Here is a 22,116-nt window from a genome sequence, read left to right on the forward strand (position 1 = left end):
AGAGGTTAGAATCGCATGGATGTTCAGGTAAAGGAACTTATTGAAAAGATCAAGAATGACGGCGTAAAAAATGCAGAAGAGAATTCTTCCCGCATTATCAGCGAAGCTGAAAAGAAAGCTGCTTCTCTTATAGAAGCTGCCGAAAAAGAGGCTGCGGAAATTAAATCACAGGCTCAGAATGAGGCCTCCCGTATGGAACAGGCCGGAAAAGAAGCATTGAAACAGTCCGGAAGGGATCTGCTCCTCAGTGTTAAAAAAGATGTTGAAGAACTGTTCGACAGAATTATTCAGGCAGGTACTGCTGAAGTTCTTAAAGGTGACAGCCTGAAAGACTGTATCGTTTCTGTTCTTACTTCCTGGAAAGATGAAGAAGCAAAAGATCTTACTGTTCTTGTTGCTCCCGAAACCCTGAAAGCCATGGAATCTCAGCTTAAATCAACACTTAAAGGCAAGATTGATAAGGGACTTGAAATTAAACCCTTTGCCGATCTTGATGCCGGTTTCAGAATCTCTGTAAAAGACGGTCGCGCCTTTTATGATTTTTCAGACAAGGAACTCATGGAACTGCTGTCCAAGTATCTGAATCCCGGACTCATGAGCATACTGGAAAAATAAAGGAGTCCATTTTGGGTCAGTTCTATTATACAGTGGCTTCACTTCCTCTGCTCCAGTATGAGGAGCCTGTGGATTTGAAGCACAGTGATTATCTGGAAGATTGCCGTAAATGGCTGAAACCTGCGGAGTGGGATATTCTCCGATCTTCCCTGATTAATCCTGAAACAGAAAAGGAATTCCCCGGCATAGCCGAACAATACCGGAGATGGGAGATCAGTCTCAGAAATGAGCTTGTTGCCCTTAGATCCGGAGCCCTGGGGCTGGAGGCGGATGATTATACCGTTCCTGGAGAACACTTCTCAGATACGGCAGCTCTCGCAGCTGCCGCATTCAAGGAAGAGTCTCCTCTGGCCGCAGAAAACGCCCTGAACAAGGGTCGATGGGAATATATTGAAAGCCTGAAGGTCGGTCATTTTTTTGACCTTGAATTTCTGGTTCTTTTTTCATTGCAGCTGCAGATTCTGGAGAGAAAACGCTGCTTTAACGAAGAGACTGGATATGCCCGATATCAGGAAATCTACAAAAATATCCTCTCCGGAATAGATGATGTTGCAGTTGGAGAACAAGCATGAAAAGCAGTGGTAAAGTAGTTGGTGTTAATGGAAATATGGTAACCGTAGAGGTTGCCGGAACCGTTCAGTTGAACGAAGTAGGTTATGTATTAACCGAAGGGAAAAAGCTCAAATCCGAAATTATCCGTGTAAACGGAGACCGGGTTCAGATGCAGGTTTTCGAAATTACTAAGGGAATCGGCATTGGAGATCCTGTAGAGTTCTCCAAAGAGCTTCTGGCTGTAGAACTGGGACCAGGACTTCTGGGACAGGTTTATGACGGTCTGCAGAACCCCCTTCCCGAACTGGCAAAAGCGGCCGGACACTTCCTGGAACGAGGATTTTACCTTGATCCTCTGAGTAAGGAGAAAAAGTGGGATTTCACACCCTCAGTCAATCCCGGTGATACGGTTGCCAAGGCTGATACAATCGGATCTGTTCCTGAAGGATCTTTCACACACCAGATCATGGTACCTTTCTCCCTTCTGGATACATATAAGGTTAAAAGCGTAAAGCCCAAGGGTAATTACAAGCTCTCCGACACTGTTGCAGAGATTGAAGACTCCAAAGGAAATGTTATTCCTCTTACTATGAGTTTTCAGTGGCCCGTAAAAAAAGCGGTCAACTGTTATGCGGAAAGACTGAAACCCGTTGAACCCATGGTTACACAGGTTCGTCTGATCGATACTTTTCTTCCTGTTGCCAAGGGTGGTACATACTGTATTCCCGGTCCCTTCGGAGCCGGTAAAACAGTCCTGCAGCAGATCACATCCAAGTTTGCAGATGTGGATATTGTAATTGTTGCCGCCTGTGGTGAGCGTGCCGGTGAGGTTGTTGAGACTCTCAAAGAGTTCCCTGAACTCCTGGACCCTAAGACAGGCCGTTCCCTGATGGAAAGAACCATCATTATCTGTAATACATCATCAATGCCTGTGGCTTCCCGTGAAGCTTCAGTATATACAGCTGTAACACTGGCTGAATACTATAGACAGATGGGACTGGACGTACTGCTTCTGGCAGACTCCACTTCAAGATGGGCTCAGGCTATGAGAGAGATGTCAGGACGTCTGGAAGAGATTCCCGGGGAAGAAGCATTTCCCGCATATCTGGAATCTACAATTGCCGGTTTCTATGAAAGAGCCGGTCTTGTTAGACTGAAAGACGGAAGAAAAGGTTCTGTAACAATTGGTGGAACCGTATCCCCGGCGGGTGGTAACTTTGAAGAACCTGTAACTCAGGCTACTCTGAAGGTAGTTGGAGCCTTCCATGGTCTCTCAAGAGAACGTTCAGATGCCCGTAAATATCCTGCCATTCACCCCATTGATTCATGGAGTAAATACAGCGGTATCATTGATCCCCATCAGACAGACTATGCCTACAGTATCCTGTTCAGGGCCAATGAGATCGAATCAATGATGAAGGTCGTCGGTGAAGAAGGAACATCCCTGCAGGACTTTATACAGTTCCAGAAGGGTGAGCTCCTGGATGCCGCTTACTTCCAGCAGAACTCTTTTGACCCCGTCGATGCAGCAGTATCGCCGGAAAGACAGAAACATGTTTTTAATCTGATGATGGAAATCCTCACCGCCGAGCTGGACCTTAGCAGCAAGGACGAAGCACGTAGCTGGTTCAACCAGCTGAGACAGCTTATTCTGGACTACAACGGTTCTGAATGGCAGTGCGAGGGATTTGTAAAACTGGAAGCTGAGATTAAAAGCTTCATTGCAGATAAGAAAATCCGTGTTGATGAAAATGCCGCCGCTCTGATGGCTAAGTACTGAGGGATAAGATGAGAAAAGTTTACAGTAAAATTGATTCAATCGTCGGAAACGTAATTACCGTTAAAGCCGACGGAGCAAAGTACGGAGACCTGGCTGAAATCTCCACAACTTATGGAGATTCTCTGGCAGAAGTTATTAAACTGGCTGATGACAATGTGTCGCTCCAGGTTTTTGCCGGTGGTCGTGGTATTTCAACCGGAGACGAAGTACGTTTCCTCGGTCATCCCATGCAGGTCTCCTTTTCGGATAACCTTCTGGGAAGAATTTTCAGTGGTTCCGGAGAACCCAGAGATAACGGACCAACACTGAATGAGAATATGATTCCCATTGGTGGTCCTTCATTCAACCCTGCTAACAGGATCATTCCCAAGAACATGATTCGAACAGGTATTCCTATGATTGACCTTTTCAATACTCTTGTAGAGAGCCAGAAACTGCCTATTTTCTCAGTTTCCGGTGAACCCTACAATGACCTGCTGGCAAGAATCGCCATGCAGGCCGAAGTTGATATGATCATCCTCGGTGGTATGGGACTGAAATACGATGACTACCTCTTCTTTAAGGATACTCTGGAAGAGGGAGGGGCTCTTAGCAGAACCATCATGTTTGTTCATACCGCAGCCGACCCCATCGTAGAGTGTCTTCAGGTTCCCGATGTATCTCTGGCAGTAGCCGAAAAGTTCGCCCTTCAGGGTAAAAAGGTTCTTGTTCTCCTTACAGACATGACCAACTTCGCCGATGCCATGAAAGAGATTGCCATTACTCAGGAACAGGTACCTTCTAACCGAGGTTACCCAGGTGACCTCTACTCTCAGCTGGCTTCCCGTTATGAAAAGGCTGTTGATATTGCCGGTTCAGGTTCCATTACAATTCTGGGTGTTACAACAATGCCCGGTGACGATGTAACTCACCCGGTTCCTGATAACACAGGATATATTACAGAAGGTCAGTATTATCTGAAAAACGGACGTATCGAGCCTTTCGGTTCACTATCACGTCTGAAACAGCAGGTAAATGATAAAACCAGAGAGGACCATAGAGCCCTGATGGATGGTATGATTAAACTCTATGCCTCATATAAAGAATCACTGGAGAAACAGTCCATGGGATTCAATATGTCAGAATGGGATACAAAATTACTGAAATATGGAGCACGTTTCGAGGCCGAAATGATGGATCTTACAGTAAACACACCCCTGGAGAAAGCCCTCGATAACGGCTGGTCCATAATGGCAGAGTGTTTCAGTTCTGAAGAAACAGGACTGAAGTCATCCCTGATCGATAAGTTCTGGCCCGTAGAGAGAGTTTAAATGGCTAAAATTAAACTGACAAAGAATGAGCAGAAGAAGCAGAAAGATGAGCTGAAAATGTACAGCCGCTATCTGCCGACCCTCATTCTTAAAAAACAGCAGCTGCAGATAGAGATCCGTAATGTGGAGATCCGGGAAGCTGAGGTTCGTCAGAAACAGGAAGCCCTGAACACTGATTTTCGGAAATGGATCGGCGTCTTCGGTGAAGATGTCGGCCTGGACGGAACACTGATCAAGGTAAAATATGTGAATACGGCCAGCGGAAATATTGCAGGGGTGGAAATCCCTGTGTTCGAAGGTGCCGAATTCCATCCTGTTTCCTACAATCTCTTTGAAATGCCTCTCTGGGTTGATAAGGCAGTTGAGAAAGTAAAACAGATCATTCTTCTTGATCTTGAATTCAAGGTTCTGGAAGAACAGATTAAGCGCCTGGCTCAGGAGCTTCGTACCACGACACAGAGGGTTAACCTCTTTGAAAAGGTGAAGATTCCCGAAGCCAGGGAGAATATCAAGAAGATTGGTGTTTATCTGGGAGACCAGCAGACTGCTGCTGTTGTCCGGGGTAAGATGTCCAAGAAAAAAATGGTGAAGGCAGGCTGACATGATAGTAAAAATGAAAAAGGCCTCTTTTATCTTTCTTGATGCGGAAAAAGACAGCGCTCTGAAAAAAATTCGAAAAGCAGGTGCAGTACATCTGAAGCAGGATTTTTCAGGCAGCAGTGATGCTCTGTCTACACTCAATTCTGCATACGACCGGATGGAAAAAGCACATATGATGCTTGATCCCAAGGTCAAAGTTCAGGATGAGAGCTATTCCGCCGAAGCAGCCGATGCACTGGTCACCGAGGTTCTTGAAAAACTGGATGCCAGGAAAGATGCCGAAGATAAACGGAATTCCATCACTTCAGATCTTGTTAAATGGGAGCCCTGGGGAGATTTTGACCCCTCAGAAGTCTCTATTTTAAGAAGCCGTGGTGTGGATCTACGTTTTTATGAGATGTCTAAACAGGATTGGGCAAAAATGTCTGAATCCTCCAGGACATATACAGTTTCAACAACAAAATCGGCTGTGTTCGGTATTGTTGCTGTCACAGCTGATGAAAAACTACCCGAAATTGAGGCTGTTCAGCTGCCGGAATTCGGAATATCCGAACTTAAACAGCAGGATCAGGCCGAAGAAAAAAGAATTGTTGAGATAGAAGAACAGCTTCTGGCTCTGGCTCCCCGAAGGGAACTCCTTGAAAAGAGGATGACCGTTCTGGGGCAGGATATTCAATACGAAAGCTTACGTTCAGGCCTGGGGTTTGAAGAGTCTCTGGTCTATTTCATTGGATTTATACCCGGCAGAGATGGAGATGCCATCAAATCACTGGCAGCTGAAAACGGCTGGGCTGTGATTTTAAGCGAACCAACCGAGGAAGACATTGTTCCCTCACTTGTTGAAAACAACAGGTTTATAACAACAATCAAGCCTCTGTTTGATATCCTGGATGTACTTCCGGGATACAGGGAAATGGATATCAGTCTTGACTTTCTGATCTCATTTACTCTGTTTTTCGCTATGATTATTGGAGATGCGGGTTACGGAACTCTCTTTCTGCTGATTGCAATCTTTGTCAGATTAAAGTCAAAGAAGGGCGGTCCCGGGTTTAATCTGATGTATCTTCTCAGTTTCGGTGCTATTGCATGGGGTCTATTGACTGGAAACTGGTTCGGTTCGCAGACTCTTGGAAACTGGGAACCTCTGAAAGGTCTTGTTATCCCTCAGATAGCGGCATTTCCGGAATTATTCAGTGCAGATTTAGATAGTGGTAATACTATCAAGTATATGTGTTTTGTAATTGCAACCGTACAGCTTTGTATCGCAAGGTTTAAAAACTTTGTTTTTAAAATGCCTTCAGTTGTTGCTTTTGAACAGCTGGGTTGGTTATCAATGCTGCTTGGTATATATCACATAGTACTTTTTCTTGTATTGGGTATCAGCCCCATTCCTCCCTATGCTATGAAGATGATTGGCGGCGGTCTTATCGCTGTAATTGTGTTCGGACAGCAGGAGAAGGGTGTGAATTTCTTCAAAGGTGTCCTGAGAGGATTGAATCCAATTGGTTTGTTTCAATTGTTTCTTGACTCTATCAGTCTGCTGTCGGACATTATTTCCTACATCAGACTCTTCGCCGTAGGTCTGGCATCTCTGGCTATCGCAATCAGCTTCAATGCCATGGCAGCACCGATGATGCAGGAACCTGGAGTGGCCATGGTCGGAGGAGCTTTAATCCTTCTGCTGGGACATTCATTGAATATTGTAATGGGAGCACTTTCACTGATTGTACATGGTGTAAGGCTCAATATGCTGGAATATTCAGGCCATTTGGATATGGAATGGTCTGGTTTCAAATATGAACCCTTTAAAAAAGTTCAGGAATAACTCCGGGGCAATGTTATTGCGCCGGTAGATTATAGTTACTAAAAATAAATTTGAATAGTTTTGTAGTGGCCCTTAGGCCTAAGCTAGGAAACAAACCGGGACTGCAAATCAGTTCCGGTACTATAGGAGAATAGTATGGATATTGGAATGATTGGTTTTGCTGCTGCGTTGGGATTAGCTGGATTTGGATCTGCTTTCGGAGCCGGATTTGCTGGACAGGCTGCTATCGGTGCATGGAAAAAGTGTTTTGCTGCTAACAAGCCTGCACCCTTTCTTCTGATTGCATTTGTTGGTGCACCTCTGACTCAGACCATCTACGGTTTCATCCTGATGAACCAGATGCTCGCTTCTGATGCTACTGGTTACAAACTTCTGGGAATGGGTATTTTCGGTGGACTGGCCATGGGTGCTTCTGCATACGCACAGGGAAAAGCCGGAGCCGGTGCTGCTGACGCCATGGGTGAAACCGGAAAAGGTTTTGTTAACTACCTGATGGTACTTGGTGTAATTGAAACGGTTGCTCTGTTTGCCATGGTATTCCTGATGGGTGCTCTCTAAGCAGAACCCTTATTATCTTAAATGATAAGGCTCTCCTTCGGGAGAGCCTTTTTTTGATTCTGAATTTTTGAATCAGCTATAAAGAAAAAGCTTCTTACTTCTGTCCATATCCACTATAATGAGTTGAAATTATAATGATCTTAAGATGATCTGAGGGGGAAGCCGTATGTCAACATCAAGAAAAGTACTTGTCGGCTCGGTAGAGATGGGAGGTGATGCTCCTGTTAGTATTCAGACTATGTGGGACAAGCCCGTTGAGGCCGTCACGCCGGAGCTTGTTTCAACAATCAACAACTTTGGGAAGAAGGGTTGCGATATAATCCGCTTCGCACTACCAAATCTGAGCTCAGTAGATGCTTTATCTCCTCTCTTGAAACAGGTTGAAATGCCTTTGGTGGGTGATATCCACTTTGATTATAAAATTGCTTTAAAAGCCATTGAGGCAGGGTTTCACAAGATAAGAATCAATCCGGGTAACATTGGTGAATCCTGGAAAGTGGAAGAGGTTATTGCCGCTGCCGCTCACCATGGAACAGTCATCAGAATAGGTGCCAACGAAGGTTCTTTGAAGGGAGATGGAGACTGGTCTCCCGTCGCCAGAAGCAACCGTCTTATTCAGGCTGCTGAAGAAAATCTTGAAATCTTTGAACAGAAAGGATTTAAGGATATTGTTATATCCCTTAAATCTTCCGATATAGAAGTGACATACCTTTCCAATAAGGAATTCAGGAAAAGGCATGATTACCCCCTGCATCTGGGGATTACCGAAGCAGGACCCCTGATCCCGGCCATTGTCAAGTCAACGATCGGTCTTACGGACCTGCTGAAAGAAGGGATAGGAGAGACTGTCAGAATCTCCATCTCGGACAATCCTGAATATGAAATTCTGGCAGCCCGTGAGCTTCTTTCAAACCTGGGGCTCCGGGGTGGACAGATTCGGATTGTAGGCTGCCCCAAATGCGGCCGTACATCCTTTGATACCCACGCATTTCTGGAATCGGTGAAGGAGGAGCTGAATACAATTCCTCTGGAGGCGACAGTCGCCGTGATGGGATGTTCTGTCAACGGACCCGGGGAAGCCAGACATGCTGATCTGGGAATTACGGGTAATGGTAATCAGGTTCTTATATTCAAGCAGGGTGAGATCATACGGAGGGAAGAAATTTGTTCTGCAAAAAAAGCATTTCTGGAAGAATTAGAGCAGTTGCGGCGGGATTACTCCTCCTGATAACAGCTTCTGTCTCCGCACAGAGCAGTGAAAGCCTTCCGGGCTGGATATTATTTGAAAAAGGGAAATACCTATATGAACAGGGAGATCTGAGCTCAGCTCTTGAGATGATCAATCTCTCTGCAGGTGATGGCGTCCTTACTCCAGAAGCCATTTACTGGGTGGGAAAGATCTATCAGGCCGAAGGTGACTATCTTCTGGCCAGCAGACGCTATGAGGAAGCTCTTGAGGATGCCCGGTTTCTCTATATCCCAGAAACAAAATGGGATATCTATTACAGTCTCTCCGAGATCTACCTCAATGAAAAAGAGTTTGACAGCTACGAACAGATCCTCCTCACTATTTTTGATGATGAAATGAAACGTAATACCGAAATTATCCGCCGGGAACACAGTTATGTTCAGGTTCTCAAGACCGAAGGTCTGGATAAACTACTTCTACTCTACAGACTCAAACTGACATACTCCCTAGAAGCAAGCAGCCGGCTGGGACGCTTCTATAACAGTGAAGAGCTGTGGAAAAGCTCACTGATCAAAAATCTCTACCCCCTGTTGACGGTATTTACCGCAGGGATAGAGTCCCTAATCAACAAGTATCCTGATTTTTCCTTTCCTGTTGATATGGATGAGGCCTGGGAGGCAGACAAGGAATTTCTGATTTCATCTTATGAGGATTTCTGTTCTGAAAGTGGAGTAGATTTTCAATTTACAAGAGATTTCAAGAGTCTGGAGCCCATCAGTATCGAGGACGATATAAAAAAGGCCGAGACTATAATCAAAAATCGCTATCCGCACTTTTCAATGACTCCATCTGCCTATACACTGTTGAAGATTGAGTACCATAATCAGAGCTTTCTGGATATGGATGCTCTCTATAGTTCGATGTACTTTCTAGCTGAGGCTCTCTATAGAGAGGGTTTCGGGGAATCCGCTGACAAGCTGTGGGCCATTCTCGACATGAGCCGGAATCAAAGTTCCTGGAAGAAACTTGCGGAGGGTAAACTTGACAATCCGGAAATGGAAACCCCTTACTTAAAGTACTGAACAGGAGTATAGTACCTTCATGAAGAATCTGATAATTAAAGGTGCCAGGGAACACAACCTTAAAAATATAAACCTGGAACTCCCCAGGGACAGTTTTATTGTCATTTCGGGGCTTAGCGGAAGTGGTAAATCGTCTCTTGCGTTTGATACAATATTTGCCGAAGGACAGAGACGCTATGTGGAATCTCTGTCGGCATATGCCCGTCAGTTTTTAGGCAGAATGGAAAAACCCGATGTGGATTACATCGAGGGACTCTCTCCTGCCATTTCCATAGAACAGAAAACAACCCATAAGAACCCCCGGTCAACGGTGGGAACCATTACCGAAATATATGACTATCTCAGACTTCTTTTCGCAAGGGTGGGAGTTCCTTACTGTCCTGAATGCGGTGTGGAGATCAAAGAGCAGTCTGTAGATCAGATCATCGATGCCGTCCGCTCCAAGGAGGAGGGTTGTAAGCTTGTTATTCTCTCCCCTCTGGTCAGGGGTAAAAAGGGCGAGCATAAAAAGATCTTTGAAGATGCATTGAAATCCGGTTTTGTCCGCGTCAGAGTGGATGGGGAAATCCTATCCCTGGAAGATGAAATAAAACTGGAAAAGAATAAGAAACACTCCATTGAAGTTGTTGTAGACAGGGTGAAGCTGAGTGACGAGACTATCTCACGCCTGACTCAGTCTATTGAGACGGCCCTTACTCTGTCTGAAGGACAGGTGATAATACAGGACAAAGGGGAAGAAACAGAACAGTTCTTTTCTGAGAAAAACTCCTGTCCCAGCTGTGGATTCAGTATGCCTGAACTGCAGCCCAGACTCTTCAGTTTCAATAACCCCTTCGGAGCCTGTCCAGACTGTTCCGGTCTGGGACAGACTCTTGAATTCTCCAGAGACAAGATATTTCCCGACCTGAGCCTCTCGTTCAATAAACACGGAGTGGCTCCTTATAATCCCAAGGCAAACTGGCATCGCAGCTGGTTTGAAGCCATGGCAAAGTTCTACGATTTTTCACTGGATACTCCCCTGGAGGATCTGGAGCCCAAAATCCTTGATATTATGCTCTATGGTTCGGATGATCCCATGGAAGTGCTTTATGAAAATAAAGAAGGAACCGGCCGTTTTGAATATAAATCCCAGTACAAGGGAATTATTGATGACCTGAAACGCCGGTATAGAGAGAGCAGTTCCGATTCAATGAAAACCTGGATCGAAGAGTATATGGAAAAAAAAACCTGCCACAGCTGTGGTGGTAAAAGGCTTAAAAGTGAAGCTCTTCATGTTCTTGTCCATAAAAAGAATATCCATGAGCTTACTAATCTTTCCATCAAGGACTGTAGTTCATTTTTTAAAAATCTGAAACTCAACGAGACCGAGACCCATATCGCAAAGCAGATCATGAAAGAGATCAAGGATCGTCTGAGCTTTCTCGAAAGCGTTGGACTCGAGTATCTGACCCTTCATCGTGAAGCCGCCACCCTGTCTGGAGGTGAAGCTCAGAGAATACGCCTGGCTACTCAGATCGGATCTTCACTGGTTGGTGTTCTCTATATTCTGGATGAACCCACAATCGGACTTCATCAGAGGGACAATGAACGCCTTATCAATACTCTCAAACATCTGCGGGATATCGGAAATACTCTGATCGTTGTCGAGCATGATGAGCAGACCCTGAAGACCGCCGACTATATTGTAGATATCGGTCCCGGAGCTGGAATCCACGGTGGGCGGATAGTCGCCGAGGGAACCGTGGAAGAGATTATGAAAAACCCGAACAGCCCGACAGGCCTTTTTTTGAGCGGAGCAATCACCATTGATGCACCCGGAGAGCGCCGCAAAGGTACAGGTAAATTTATCCATGTCAAAGGCTGTACCGAACATAACCTGAAAAACCTGGATCTCAGCATTCCTCTTGGAACCATGACAGTTATCACAGGTGTTTCAGGTTCCGGTAAATCCACATTCCTTACGGATATTTTGTATCCCGGTCTGAGTAACCATCTCAACAAATCTAAAAAGAGAGTAGGTGAGTGTACAAGTATTGAAGGGATGGATGAGATTGATAAGGTCATCTGTATAGATCAGAGTGCCATCGGCCGGACTCCCCGTTCAAACCCGGCCACCTATATAGGATTGTTTACACCCATCAGGGATCTATTCTCCTCACTACCCGATTCCAAGGCAAGAGGATATAAGCCGGGCCGTTTCTCCTTCAATGTGAAGGGTGGACGCTGTGAGAACTGTCAGGGTGCGGGTACACAGAAAATTGAAATGCACTTTCTCCCTGATGTATATGTCACCTGTGATGTTTGCAAGGGTAAGAGATTCAACAGGGAAACCCTGGAAATACGCTATAAGGGAAAAAATATTCATGATGTACTGGATATGCCCATCGATGAAGCGGTTGAATTTTTCTCTCCCATTCCAACCATCGCACATAAGTGCAGAACCCTGCTGTCAGTAGGACTGGGATACATAAAACTGGGACAGTCTGCTCTGACTCTTTCGGGTGGAGAAGCCCAGCGTGTTAAACTGTCTCTGGAGCTCTCAAAGCGACAGACAGGAAAGACCTTCTATATCATAGACGAGCCCACAACAGGTCTTCATTTTGCAGATGTTAAGCAGCTGCTGGATGTTTTACAGACCCTGGTTGAGAAAAAAAATACAATCTGCATGATTGAACATAATCTTGATGTTATAAAAGTCTCGGACCATGTTATTGATCTGGGGCCCGAAGGAGGGGATAAGGGAGGTCATCTTGTTGCCGCCGGCACACCTGAGGAAGTTGCCCGCTGTAAGAAATCATATACAGGAAGGTTTTTGAAAGAACTTCTCCCCTGAGCATGAAAAAATATCAGAGAACTGCAGCATTTCTACTCCTCTTTTATCTCCTGACACCGGTGTTCTCTCAGGAGATCGGGGAAGACGCCCCTTTGTCTGAAGCCGAGGGCGAACCTGAGGCTCAACCTGAGGCTCAACCTGAGGCTCAACCTGAGGCTCAACCTGAACTCAGCCTCTATGAAAAGACGATGATCAAAGACATCGAAACAGCCTCATACTACGAACTTGTGGCCTGGTGTCGCAGCCTGGATCTGAGTGACGGCGGTGATTCAGCCTCCCTCAAAAAATCCCTTTTCCAACACTACAGTCTGAGCCCCTCAAAGAAACGATCTGAAGATTCCAATGTCTCAATCATTACAGTCAAATCTGCTTATAATACCGACTACTTTACTGTCGAGGAAAATGATCAGCAGATGATCGTACTCAAGGGTGATGTGGAAGTGGAGATGGTCGAGAGCGGCTCAAACCCCCGTACACATATAATCAAGGCAGAAGAGCTTATCTTTAACCAGACTGAGCAGGTTATTACTGCCCGGGGTAATCTGGAATATACTCTTATCAGTTCTGATTCAAAGGATATTTTCTACGGCGACAGTCTGGACTTTTCGGTGAGTTCATGGAGCGGACTTATCTTCAAGGGAACATCCTTGAGGGATGAGGAAGTGGAAGGCGAGAGCCAGACCTTCTATTTCAATGGAAACATATTAAAAAAATCAGGGAAGGGCGGTATCTTTATTCTGGATGACGGCCTGATCAAGACTCAGGACCGGGAAGATCCGGATTTTCATCTGAAGGCAAAAAAACTGTGGCTTTTGGGGCCCCAGGAGTGGGGAATCCTCAGCGGAGTTCTCTATGTGGGACACGTACCGCTTCTGTATATTCCCTTCTATTTTAAACCTGGTAACGAGCTGATTTTTAACCCGGTGATTGGACAGAAGACCCGTAAAGGAACATTCCTGCAGACTACAACTTATCTTATGGGTCAGAAGGTTAAGTCTGATGATGATGACTCCTCTTTTTTCAATTTAGGAGGTAGTTCCGACAATTATATCCTGGTGAGGGAAGGGCTGTATTTATTCAAGGAAGAGAATCTGTCTAAAGATCCCGTCAATGAAGACTATCTTAAGTTTATGGCCGACTGGTATGGCAAGCTGGGGGCTTTTACCGGCCTGAGCGGTAGTTTTGCAAATCATGGTCTGCTTAAAAAGGTGGATTTTAACAGCGGATTAGGGGTCAGCCGTAATATAGACGGTAATGAAAACATCTATTTTGAAGATGACTCAGGTAATTATGAGCCTGAGTGGAACAGCACCATCATTGGTGATACTGACCTGCCTTTCCGCTGGGGAAGTGACCTGACATTTACAGCGGGAGATTTCAGCGGAGATTTAAGCTTTTACTCGGACCCCTATTTTAATGAAGATTTTCTGGATCGAGAAGAGAACTTTGACTGGCTGAACAATATTCTCACCGCGGATGACAGTGAAGACAGAATCCCCGAGACAGTAACTGACATGGACTGGGTTATCTCCTATTCAAGAACCTTTCAGCCTGAGTTTATGAAACCTTTTGTTGATTCCATCGCTATTTCTCCTGTGAGGATGAATATGGAGTGGAATCGAAGAGATAATGAGGCGGTTGAGAGTGAACTATCTCCTTCTCGGGTCTTTTTCTATCCTGAAAAACTGAACTTACCCTATGGTTCAATCACTCTTTCGGGTAAACCGGTTTCCTATTCAAGTAAAGAGGGCTGGGGCTGGAATCGTGATGTTACAGATGAAGAAGAGGATGAAGAGCGTGAGACCCTCTCTCCTCCCTGGGATCAGAATGAGGACGGAGATGAAGAGAGCAGCGGCGAAGAGGAGAGGGGCCTTCTCCCGGCTGTTCCCTGGTCTGCTCTTTTTACCAGCACCATACCCCAGTTTTACAGCGGAAGCTTCAGTTATAATTTTAAGACGGATTTCAATATTGAAGGATTTACAGACCACGCGGAGTGGACAGAGCCTGGTCATATCAACTTTAAGATGGAAGAGTCCTATTTTCTGAACAACAATAGACTTACCACTGTTATAGATAACAATTTTTTGGATAGCCGTATTCAGCTGGTGAACAACAACTCCTATACAAATAACTACAGGAATCATCTTAAGGTATTCGGTCTGGATGACAGTGATGTGGATTATGACCAGAAATTGAGCGACTACCGGGCCAGGTCCATCGACTGGAATAACACCTTCAAGTCAACGGTCTATCCATTAAAGTTCAACAAGGTATTCGGGGCAAGCAATTTCACATATAATCTGGATAATCAGCTCTATAAAAAAACTTTTGAGTCCTATGAAGAAGGGGGAGACCCTGTTTATGACGAGGTATGGGCTGAATGGGATGAAGATACCATCAATCAGCATAAAGTCGGTGCCATTCTGAAATATACCGGGAATTATATCTTCGCTTCCAGCGATTCCAATTTCAATCTGCCCCCCCTGGACCGGAGGGAGACCTATACAAATACCCTGGGATATGATGTGTTCAAATGGAGAACTTCCGTAAGCCAGACATCTATCAGAGAAGAGAAACAAGAGGATAATCCGGACTGGGATGGAGAAGTCTGGACATTTCAGCCCTTTATCTTTACTTCTTCCTATAAACCTATGGATAAAATTTCAATTAATCAGTCTCTTGAGTACGATATCGAAGAGAAGGAACTTACAAAAAGTATCTCATCTGTCTCAGTCTTCGGTCTGTACTCAAGTTACACCCACGAGTATACAACTCCCTATACCTGGGACAAGGAAAATCACAGCTGGATTGCCGGTGATGATGCCTTCATTCCCTCCAAGCTCAGTGCGGGGTATAAGTATGATCTAACAGACTGGACTTTCTGGAAAAAAAGGATGCGCTTCACCACCAATCTGGATATTGGATGGACCACCAATCTACAGCAGTTCAATGATAATTCACTCAGTTTAGGCTGGGGATTCAATTACCATATCCATGAATTTCTTGATTTTAAATTCACAATGAGTTCAAAAAACAAGAATATGTATCTCTACTTTGAACAGTACAGGAACAAACTGGGAATAGATGAGAACTACAGCTTTTGGGAAGATATGTTTAAGTCCCTGAACTTCTTCAGTAAGGATCAGCAGGACCGTTATGACTCTAACTTCAATTTGGACAGCATCAATCTTGAACTTGTTCATCATCTGAGAGACTGGGACTTGACTTTCCTCTATTCAGGTTCTCCCAAACTGGAGGATAAATCCTATGATTGGTACTCTGAATTTTCTATTGCTGTGGTCTGGAATCCCATACCCCAGATCAAATCACTGGTACAGAGAAAGGGTGAAGACTGGACCGTGGATAATCGCTGATGGCATCAAGTTCTTGACTATGGCTGTGTTCAGGCGTTAGAATGTTCGCTATTAAGGATTCTAATTGATAAAAACAGAAATGATCGTCATTGAAGATCCGGATACTCTTGGGAAAGTCTGCGGCGCAAATGACCGCAACCTGAAGCAGCTTGAAAGCCTGCTCGGATCTAAGATTTATACCCGGGGTAACGAGATTCATCTTTCATCAGATAACGGGAAAATATACCACATATTTGAATCTATTCTCAATGACCTTCTTTTTTCTGTAAAAAGAAACCGTATTCCTGATGCCTATATGATAGATACTCTGTTTCAGGCTTATGGTGATGAACAGAGCAGTATGGGAAGCATGGATTTTCTGGAAAATGAGCTGAATATACCCGGAGGCAGCGGTAGAATCAGAGCCAGAAATCTTAATCAGGCACGTTATCTTTCTCAGATGCAGTCTCACGATCTCAGTTTTGGTATCGGACCTGCAGGTACGGGAAAGACTTTTCTTGCAGTCGCTTTTGCCCTGAATGAAATTCTTAACAGACGTTATAGAAAACTGATTCTTTCACGTCCTGTAGTAGAAGCAGGAGAGAGTCTTGGCTTTCTTCCCGGAGATCTGACTCAGAAGCTAGATCCCTACCTCAAACCTCTGTTTGACGCCATGGAAGAACTTTTGACCGCATCGGCTTTTCAAAAAATGCAGGAGATGAACCTTTATGAAATATCCCCCCTTGCCTATATGAGGGGGCGAAGTTTGAAAAATTGTATTATAGTGCTTGATGAAGCACAGAATACTACACGGGAACAGATGAAAATGTTTCTCACCCGGATGGGTGTGGGCTCCCGTGCTATTATTACGGGAGATCTGACACAGATAGATCTTCCTAATAAAGAAAAATCCGGTCTGCTTGAGGCAGAGCGACTGCTTAAGGATGTGGAAGGTATAGGCTTTTCATCATTCAAGCGGGGAGATGTCGTAAGGCATCATCTCGTATCAAAAATATTAGAGGCTTATGAACAGGAACATACGAGTTAATTTTCTCGAACATCCCTTACTCAAAGACAACAAAACCGTCAATCGCAGACGGCTTATCTTATTTTACAGTTTATTTGTTGTCACAATTTTACTCCTGACCCAGTTTGACAAGATCTTTTTAAGAGAGACCTTTTACGGCTACAAGGTTGGAGACGTTGTGGAAGAGGAAGTTCTTCTCAGTAAATCACTGACATTTATAAATCAGGAAGCCAGTGAGAAAAAGATGAAGCTGGCAATGGAACTTATCCTGCCGGTTTATGTCGTTAAAGATGATATCTCTCTGCGGATTTTGAGCAGTTATGACGAATTTTACAGCAAGCTGACCAAAATTGATGAGGATGAAGGGAACTACAGGGCAATCCTGGAGTCCATGGAGAGCCATTATCCCGGTATCCAGTATCTGAATCATCTTCAGAATATAGATCCAGTCAGGGTTAACCTGATGCTAAACGGAGCCAGAGCTGTCATTGAGGAAATCCTTACAGGTGGTCTTATCAGTCATCTCAATGAGAGCCGCTCAGGGGCAACCGGTTTAATCGATATTGTCCACTCAGATTCCGGTGAAAAGTCAACACAGATGGTGGAGAACAGTATTCTTATCGATAACTGGCAGGAAAAAGCCCGTTCACGACTCGACAAGTTTGAGTTCTCAAGCGGTGAGGCCAAGTTTATCGAGATGATTGTCTACTACTTTCTGGAACCCAACTGTTTTTTCTCTGCTGATCTGACAGATCTGAAGCAGCAGGAGGTCATGAAAACTATGACCCCTGTATGGATTCATCTGGATTCGGGAGATAAACTCCTTTCTAAAGACACCGTGATGACAGCATTCGAGATGGAAAAGCTCAATGCCTATCTGGATTTGAAGGGACGTTTCAGTCTTCAGAACCTGGTAGCGCCCTTTTTCTATACATTTCTGGTGTTTGTTTTCCTTCTAGTGCTGCTTATCGCCTTTCCGGGGACTGCAGGGCTTCTTGTGAATCCTAATCTTCTGTTTTCCCTCTCCTGGTTTCATCTGGTGTCGACCCTTCTGATCTTCCGTTTTCTTTCGGTACCAGGAGGCGTTCCCGCGGTTCTTTTTATGCCCACCGGACTGGTCTGTATACTTCTCTCTCTGTTGCGTAACAGGAGGGAGACTATCGTTTTTGCCATGGTGCAGTCGGTTTTTGTTTTTTTTGTATTGAATTTTAATTCACAGGCTATGTATATGACCCTTTTCAGCGGTCTGGCCTCCTGTCTTGTGATTGAGGGAGCCGAAAAGAGAATAGACCTGATCAAGGGCGGCGTATTTCTTGCGCTGTCACAGATGGCTCTGGCCATGCTGATGATGATGGTTCTGCCTCTCTCATTGAAAGTAATGCTTTTTGCAGTTGTATTGGCCGGTATCAATGGAATCTTAAGTGGATTCTTATCTCTTACAATTCTTCCTCTTTTTGAACATATTCTTAATCCCTGTACCACATTTCGGCTGCAGGAGCTGTCAGATCTGAATGCACCCATTATCAAGAGAATGCTGGCTCTGGCACCGGGAACCTATTCCCACTCCGTTAACGTAGCCAATATGGCCGAGACGGGCTGCCGGAATATCGGTGCCAATGCGCTTCTGGCAAGGGTTGGTGCTTACTATCACGATATAGGTAAGATCGATCAGGCCAAGTATTTCAGTGAAAATCAGAAGGAATATAATAAACATGATGATATGAAAACAACTTTATCGGTTGCAGTCATCAAATCTCATGTTAAAATCGGTATTGAGATGGCCCGGAACTTGAACCTTCCTGAGGGAGTCATCGACATTATCGCCCAGCATCACGGTACCAGTGTCATTGAGTATTTTTACCAGCAGGCGGTGAAAGAGAAAGGGGTTGAGAATGTACCCCTTGAGGCTTATTCCCACAGCGGCCCCCGTCCTCAGAGCAAGGAGGCGGCGGTTGTTATGCTGGCGGATATGGCTGAGGCCGCAACCCGCAGTATGCAGAAACCTACTGTAAACAAACTGGAGAAATATCTCTGGGATCTGATCATGGTCAGATTTAAAGACGGTGAGCTGAACGAGTGCGGAATGACTCTGCAGGAACTGGAAACAGTGAAATCTTCATTTGTTCATGTACTGACAGGGCATTATCATACTAGAATAGAGTATCCAGACAGGGAAGAAAGGAAATAGAATGACAGAAATTGATATAATATCGCGTCTGGAAGAGGAACCGGGCTGGCTGGAAAATTACAGTGCATTTGTTCAGGCCGTACTGACCCTCGAGGATCTGACAGAATGGGAAATTTCATTGACTCTCTGTCATGATGCTTATATAAAAGAATTAAACGCTACCTACAGGGATAAAGATGAAGCAACAGATGTTCTCTCATTCTGTCAGAATGAGGGAGACGAGATTATGAGCTTTCCGGGTCAGCAGCTGAGCGCTGGAGATATTATAGTCTCCATGGATACCCTCGAGCGTAATGCAGAGCTTTACTCTGTTCCCCTGGAGGAAGAACTCAAACGTGTTACCATTCATGGAATACTACACCTCAAGGGCATGACCCATGAGACAAGAGAACCTGAAGAGAAAATGCTGCAGTACCAGGAGAATCTTCTGGAAAAGACAGCGGAGTTCAAGGTTTTTTAGGTGAGAACATTCAAATCTCTGTTTAAGAAAAAAGATAATCGCTCCTCCATCGTGAATCATGAAGCCCTTACCGACCTTAATGTGGTTGAAAAAGGTATGATCAAAGGAGTCGTGGAGCTTTCAGATACAAAAATCAAGGAAGTTATTATTCCCCGTATCGATGTAGTTTTTATACCTGCCGATATTGAGGAAGAGGAACTCTATGACATCCTCATGGAGTCGGGACACTCCCGCTTTCCTGTTTATGAAGATACCATCGACAATGTTGTGGGTGTTCTCTATGTAAAAGATCTTTTGAGCCTTCTTGTCAGAAAGAAGAGTATTGTTATCCGCGAGCTGATGAGAAAAGCCTATTTTGTCCCGGAGAGCATGAAGCTCGACGCTCTTTTGAAGGAATTCAAACACAGAAGAGTTCATATCGCCATTGTTGTAGACGAGTATGGTGGTGTTTCTGGTATTGTCTGTATGGAAGATATTATTGAAGAGATAGTAGGAGACATACAGGATGAGTTTGACAATGAGGATGATGATCTTCTGGAGATTGGAGACGGAACCTACCTCTGCGACGCCAGACTCAATATTGAAGATCTCAACGAGAAGCTGAATTTCAAGCTTCCCGAAGAAAAATTCGATACCTTCGGCGGATTTGTATTTGACCTGTTCGGTAAGATACCCGTAAGATTCGAAAAAGTAAGCTACAGTAATCTGGACTTCATAATTCAGAGTATGGATGGTCACAAAATAAAAACTGTTAAAATAATGTTCAGGGATGATGCAGAAAAATAAAAGATATTTACTGACAGCTGTGTTTTTCTTCTCAGTTTTTCTTCTGACGGCACAGCAGTCTCCTCTGGAACTCTATGAGGATGGACGCCACGCCTTACGATCGGGAGACTATTATTCCTCCCTGGATCTGTTTAAAAAGGCACTGGCTGTAAATTCTGCCTATGTGGATGCCCGTAAGGGGATGGCGGAAGCCTATTTCCTCCTTCAGGAATATGCCGAAGCCCTGTACCATGCAGAAGCAGCCCTGAAAGGTGCCGACAGCAGGGTAGACCTGCTGACTCTGATCGGTCGGATTTATCTGGGGATGAACCGGATGGAAGATGCCGAGTCCCAGTTTCAGAAAGCATTGGCCATGGAACCCAATAATGCGGAAGCCGCCTACGGTAAGGCCGAGATAGCAGTTTTCAGGGGTAACTACTCTGAAGGTACTGGTCTCTTTGAACGGAGCCTGACCATTAACCCTGACAGTAGAAGAGCTCTTTTATCACTCTCATTACTCCATGAAGACTCAGGGGACAGCACACGCTCCCTCTATTATCTGAACTCCGCCCTTGAACACTATCCACAGGACCCTGTCGTTCTGGACTTTGCCATCCGTCATTATGACAGAAGTGAAGAGTGGAGCAGGGCGGAAGCACTGGCAATAAAATGGAGGGCTCTGGAGCCCGATAACGACACTATTCCCATACTTTTAGGGACAATCTATAACAGAATGGGTAGAAACGAAGAGGCCGTCACTGCTTTTACTGTAGCGGTGCGCAGCCGACAGGAAGATCCCCTTGTCTGGTATATGCTGGGACGCAGTTATATGGACCTGGGCCGCTATGAAGAGGCTCTTTTAAGCTTTCGAACAGTCAATATCATCGATCCGGGGAACGAGATGTCCAGGCTCTCCATGGAATATCTACTCTTAAATGAATATCCCATCGGACATGAAGAACGGATAAAAGCCGGGGAATACCACTTCAATCTGGCAAAAGATTTTCAGAAGAGTTATCAGTACGACAAGGCCATGGACGAATACAGACTGGGCAGACTCCTCTCTCCTCTGGATCTGGACGGCTGGTGGCTCTATGCTTCCATTCAGAACTCTTTAGCTTATACCAACCGCTACCGTGAGGAGATGACGGCCCTTAAGCTTGAAGGCTACGATAACGAACGCTTTTTAAGGGTAATGGAACTGCTGGAGAGCACTGAGGATGAATCTTTCCTGAATACCTGGGATGGTCCTCTGACACATTCCCATACACCCATAACACTCTCCCTTTTTTTTGACAGAGAGAACAGCAGCATGATTCATAGGGGTATGGAAGAGGCTCTTACAGGCTTTATTGCCGACCAGATGATGAGTGATCCTCACTACGACATCAATATGACAAAAACTATCACTGATCCCGCCGAGGCCTACAGGCTGAGCCATTCGGGAAACAGTGATTTTTATATCATTCTCAAGATGACAGAGACCGAGAGGACTATCAGAATGAGCTGCTCCATCCATCTGGCCAGAACAGGCAGCGAAGTTTTCCGCTTCCATCTGCTGCGTTCAGGCAACAGACGGGTTAGCGATGTTTTGATCAAGAGTGCCCGGGATATCCTCAATGCCTTGCCTGTCAAAGGATATCTGATGGGAATTGAAGAAGATCAGGTGCTGGTTAATCTTGGAACTATGGATGCCCTGGAAGAGGAGAGTGAGTTTATCCTCCTCAGAAAGGATACAGGCCGTTGGACCGATGAGGTTCCCTATCTGGAGTTTACTCCAGACAATCTGCTGGGTACTGTGGTTCTGGATGATCTTCAGGAGGAATATTCACTGGGAACTGTCTCCAGGAATTCTCCCTTTGACCTGATCAATGCGGGGGATGAACTCTACCTTCTGACAGAAGAGATGGAGCTCCCCGATACAGTATTGCCACCGGTGAATGAAGAGCTCAAATCTCAGCTTTTGAGGCTCTACTAGT

16 protein-coding genes are annotated in these 22,116 nt (G+C 45.1%); all 16 read left to right on the forward strand.

The annotated features are described in order from the left end of the window. Positions 1 to 15: 15 nt before the first annotated feature. The 16 genes from DV872_RS05250 (at position 16) to DV872_RS05325 (ending at position 22,115) form a co-directional block, all read left to right on the forward strand. The gene (locus tag DV872_RS05250; protein WP_114628809.1) at positions 16 to 615 is read left to right on the forward strand and encodes a V-type ATP synthase subunit E; all 600 of its coding nucleotides are present in this window, start codon (positions 16 to 18) and stop codon (positions 613 to 615) included. Between the two features lie 11 nt (positions 616 to 626). Then, entirely contained in the window at positions 627 to 1,187 is a 561-nt protein-coding gene (locus DV872_RS05255) for a DUF2764 family protein (RefSeq protein ID WP_158546843.1), read from the forward strand. Continuing rightward, the gene (locus DV872_RS05260) at positions 1,184 to 2,947 is read left to right on the forward strand and encodes a V-type ATP synthase subunit A (RefSeq protein WP_114628811.1); all 1,764 of its coding nucleotides are present in this window, start codon (positions 1,184 to 1,186) and stop codon (positions 2,945 to 2,947) included. The genes DV872_RS05255 and DV872_RS05260 overlap by 4 nt, the downstream gene beginning before the upstream one ends. 8 nt (positions 2,948 to 2,955) lie before the next feature. Continuing rightward, positions 2,956 to 4,257 (forward strand): V-type ATP synthase subunit B, encoded by a 1,302-nt coding sequence (locus tag DV872_RS05265; protein ID WP_114628812.1) that lies wholly within the window; start codon positions 2,956 to 2,958, stop codon positions 4,255 to 4,257. Beyond that, entirely contained in the window at positions 4,258 to 4,857 is a 600-nt protein-coding gene (locus DV872_RS05270) for a V-type ATP synthase subunit D (RefSeq protein ID WP_114628813.1), read from the forward strand. A gap of 1 nt (position 4,858) precedes the next feature. Continuing rightward, entirely contained in the window at positions 4,859 to 6,682 is a 1,824-nt protein-coding gene (locus DV872_RS05275; RefSeq protein WP_114628814.1) for a V-type ATP synthase subunit I, read from the forward strand. A gap of 135 nt (positions 6,683 to 6,817) precedes the next feature. Continuing rightward, the gene (locus DV872_RS05280) at positions 6,818 to 7,240 is read left to right on the forward strand and encodes a V-type ATP synthase subunit K (RefSeq protein WP_114628815.1); all 423 of its coding nucleotides are present in this window, start codon (positions 6,818 to 6,820) and stop codon (positions 7,238 to 7,240) included. Between the two features lie 166 nt (positions 7,241 to 7,406). Further along, positions 7,407 to 8,468 carry a flavodoxin-dependent (E)-4-hydroxy-3-methylbut-2-enyl-diphosphate synthase gene (gene ispG / locus DV872_RS05285; RefSeq protein ID WP_114628816.1) on the forward strand — a complete coding sequence of 354 codons (1,062 nt, stop codon included), beginning with the start codon at positions 7,407 to 7,409 and terminating at the stop codon, positions 8,466 to 8,468. After that, complete coding sequence (locus tag DV872_RS05290) at positions 8,405 to 9,511, forward strand: tol-pal system YbgF family protein (RefSeq protein WP_147283105.1); 1,107 nt, start codon at positions 8,405 to 8,407, stop codon at positions 9,509 to 9,511. The genes ispG and DV872_RS05290 overlap by 64 nt, the downstream gene beginning before the upstream one ends. 19 nt (positions 9,512 to 9,530) lie before the next feature. Continuing rightward, a complete protein-coding gene (gene uvrA, locus DV872_RS05295; protein WP_114628818.1) occupies positions 9,531 to 12,344 on the forward strand; it encodes an excinuclease ABC subunit UvrA in 2,814 nt (937 codons plus the stop codon). Between the two features lie 2 nt (positions 12,345 to 12,346). Further along, entirely contained in the window at positions 12,347 to 15,718 is a 3,372-nt protein-coding gene (locus tag DV872_RS05300) for an LPS-assembly protein LptD (RefSeq protein ID WP_114628819.1), read from the forward strand. Positions 15,719 to 15,782: 64 nt separating this feature from the next. Continuing rightward, positions 15,783 to 16,745 (forward strand): PhoH family protein, encoded by a 963-nt coding sequence (locus DV872_RS05305; RefSeq protein WP_230391429.1) that lies wholly within the window; start codon positions 15,783 to 15,785, stop codon positions 16,743 to 16,745. Continuing rightward, on the forward strand, positions 16,723 to 18,912 hold the full coding sequence (locus DV872_RS05310) for an HD family phosphohydrolase (RefSeq protein WP_114628820.1): 2,190 nt from the start codon (positions 16,723 to 16,725) through the stop codon (positions 18,910 to 18,912). The genes DV872_RS05305 and DV872_RS05310 overlap by 23 nt, the downstream gene beginning before the upstream one ends. A 1-nt stretch (position 18,913) precedes the next feature. Continuing rightward, positions 18,914 to 19,372 (forward strand): rRNA maturation RNase YbeY, encoded by a 459-nt coding sequence (gene ybeY, locus DV872_RS05315; RefSeq protein ID WP_114628821.1) that lies wholly within the window; start codon positions 18,914 to 18,916, stop codon positions 19,370 to 19,372. After that, positions 19,373 to 20,158, forward strand: coding sequence for a hemolysin family protein (locus tag DV872_RS05320; protein WP_370446649.1), 786 nt, complete (start codon positions 19,373 to 19,375; stop codon positions 20,156 to 20,158). Further along, a complete protein-coding gene (locus DV872_RS05325) occupies positions 20,145 to 22,115 on the forward strand; it encodes a tetratricopeptide repeat protein (RefSeq protein WP_171832058.1) in 1,971 nt (656 codons plus the stop codon). Before DV872_RS05320 ends, DV872_RS05325 begins: the two co-directional genes overlap by 14 nt. The last annotated feature ends 1 nt before the right edge of the window (position 22,116 follow it).

The organism is Oceanispirochaeta sp. M1, assembly GCF_003346715.1.
In the GTDB taxonomy this organism is placed as follows: Bacteria; Spirochaetota; Spirochaetia; order DSM-2461; family DSM-2461; genus Oceanispirochaeta.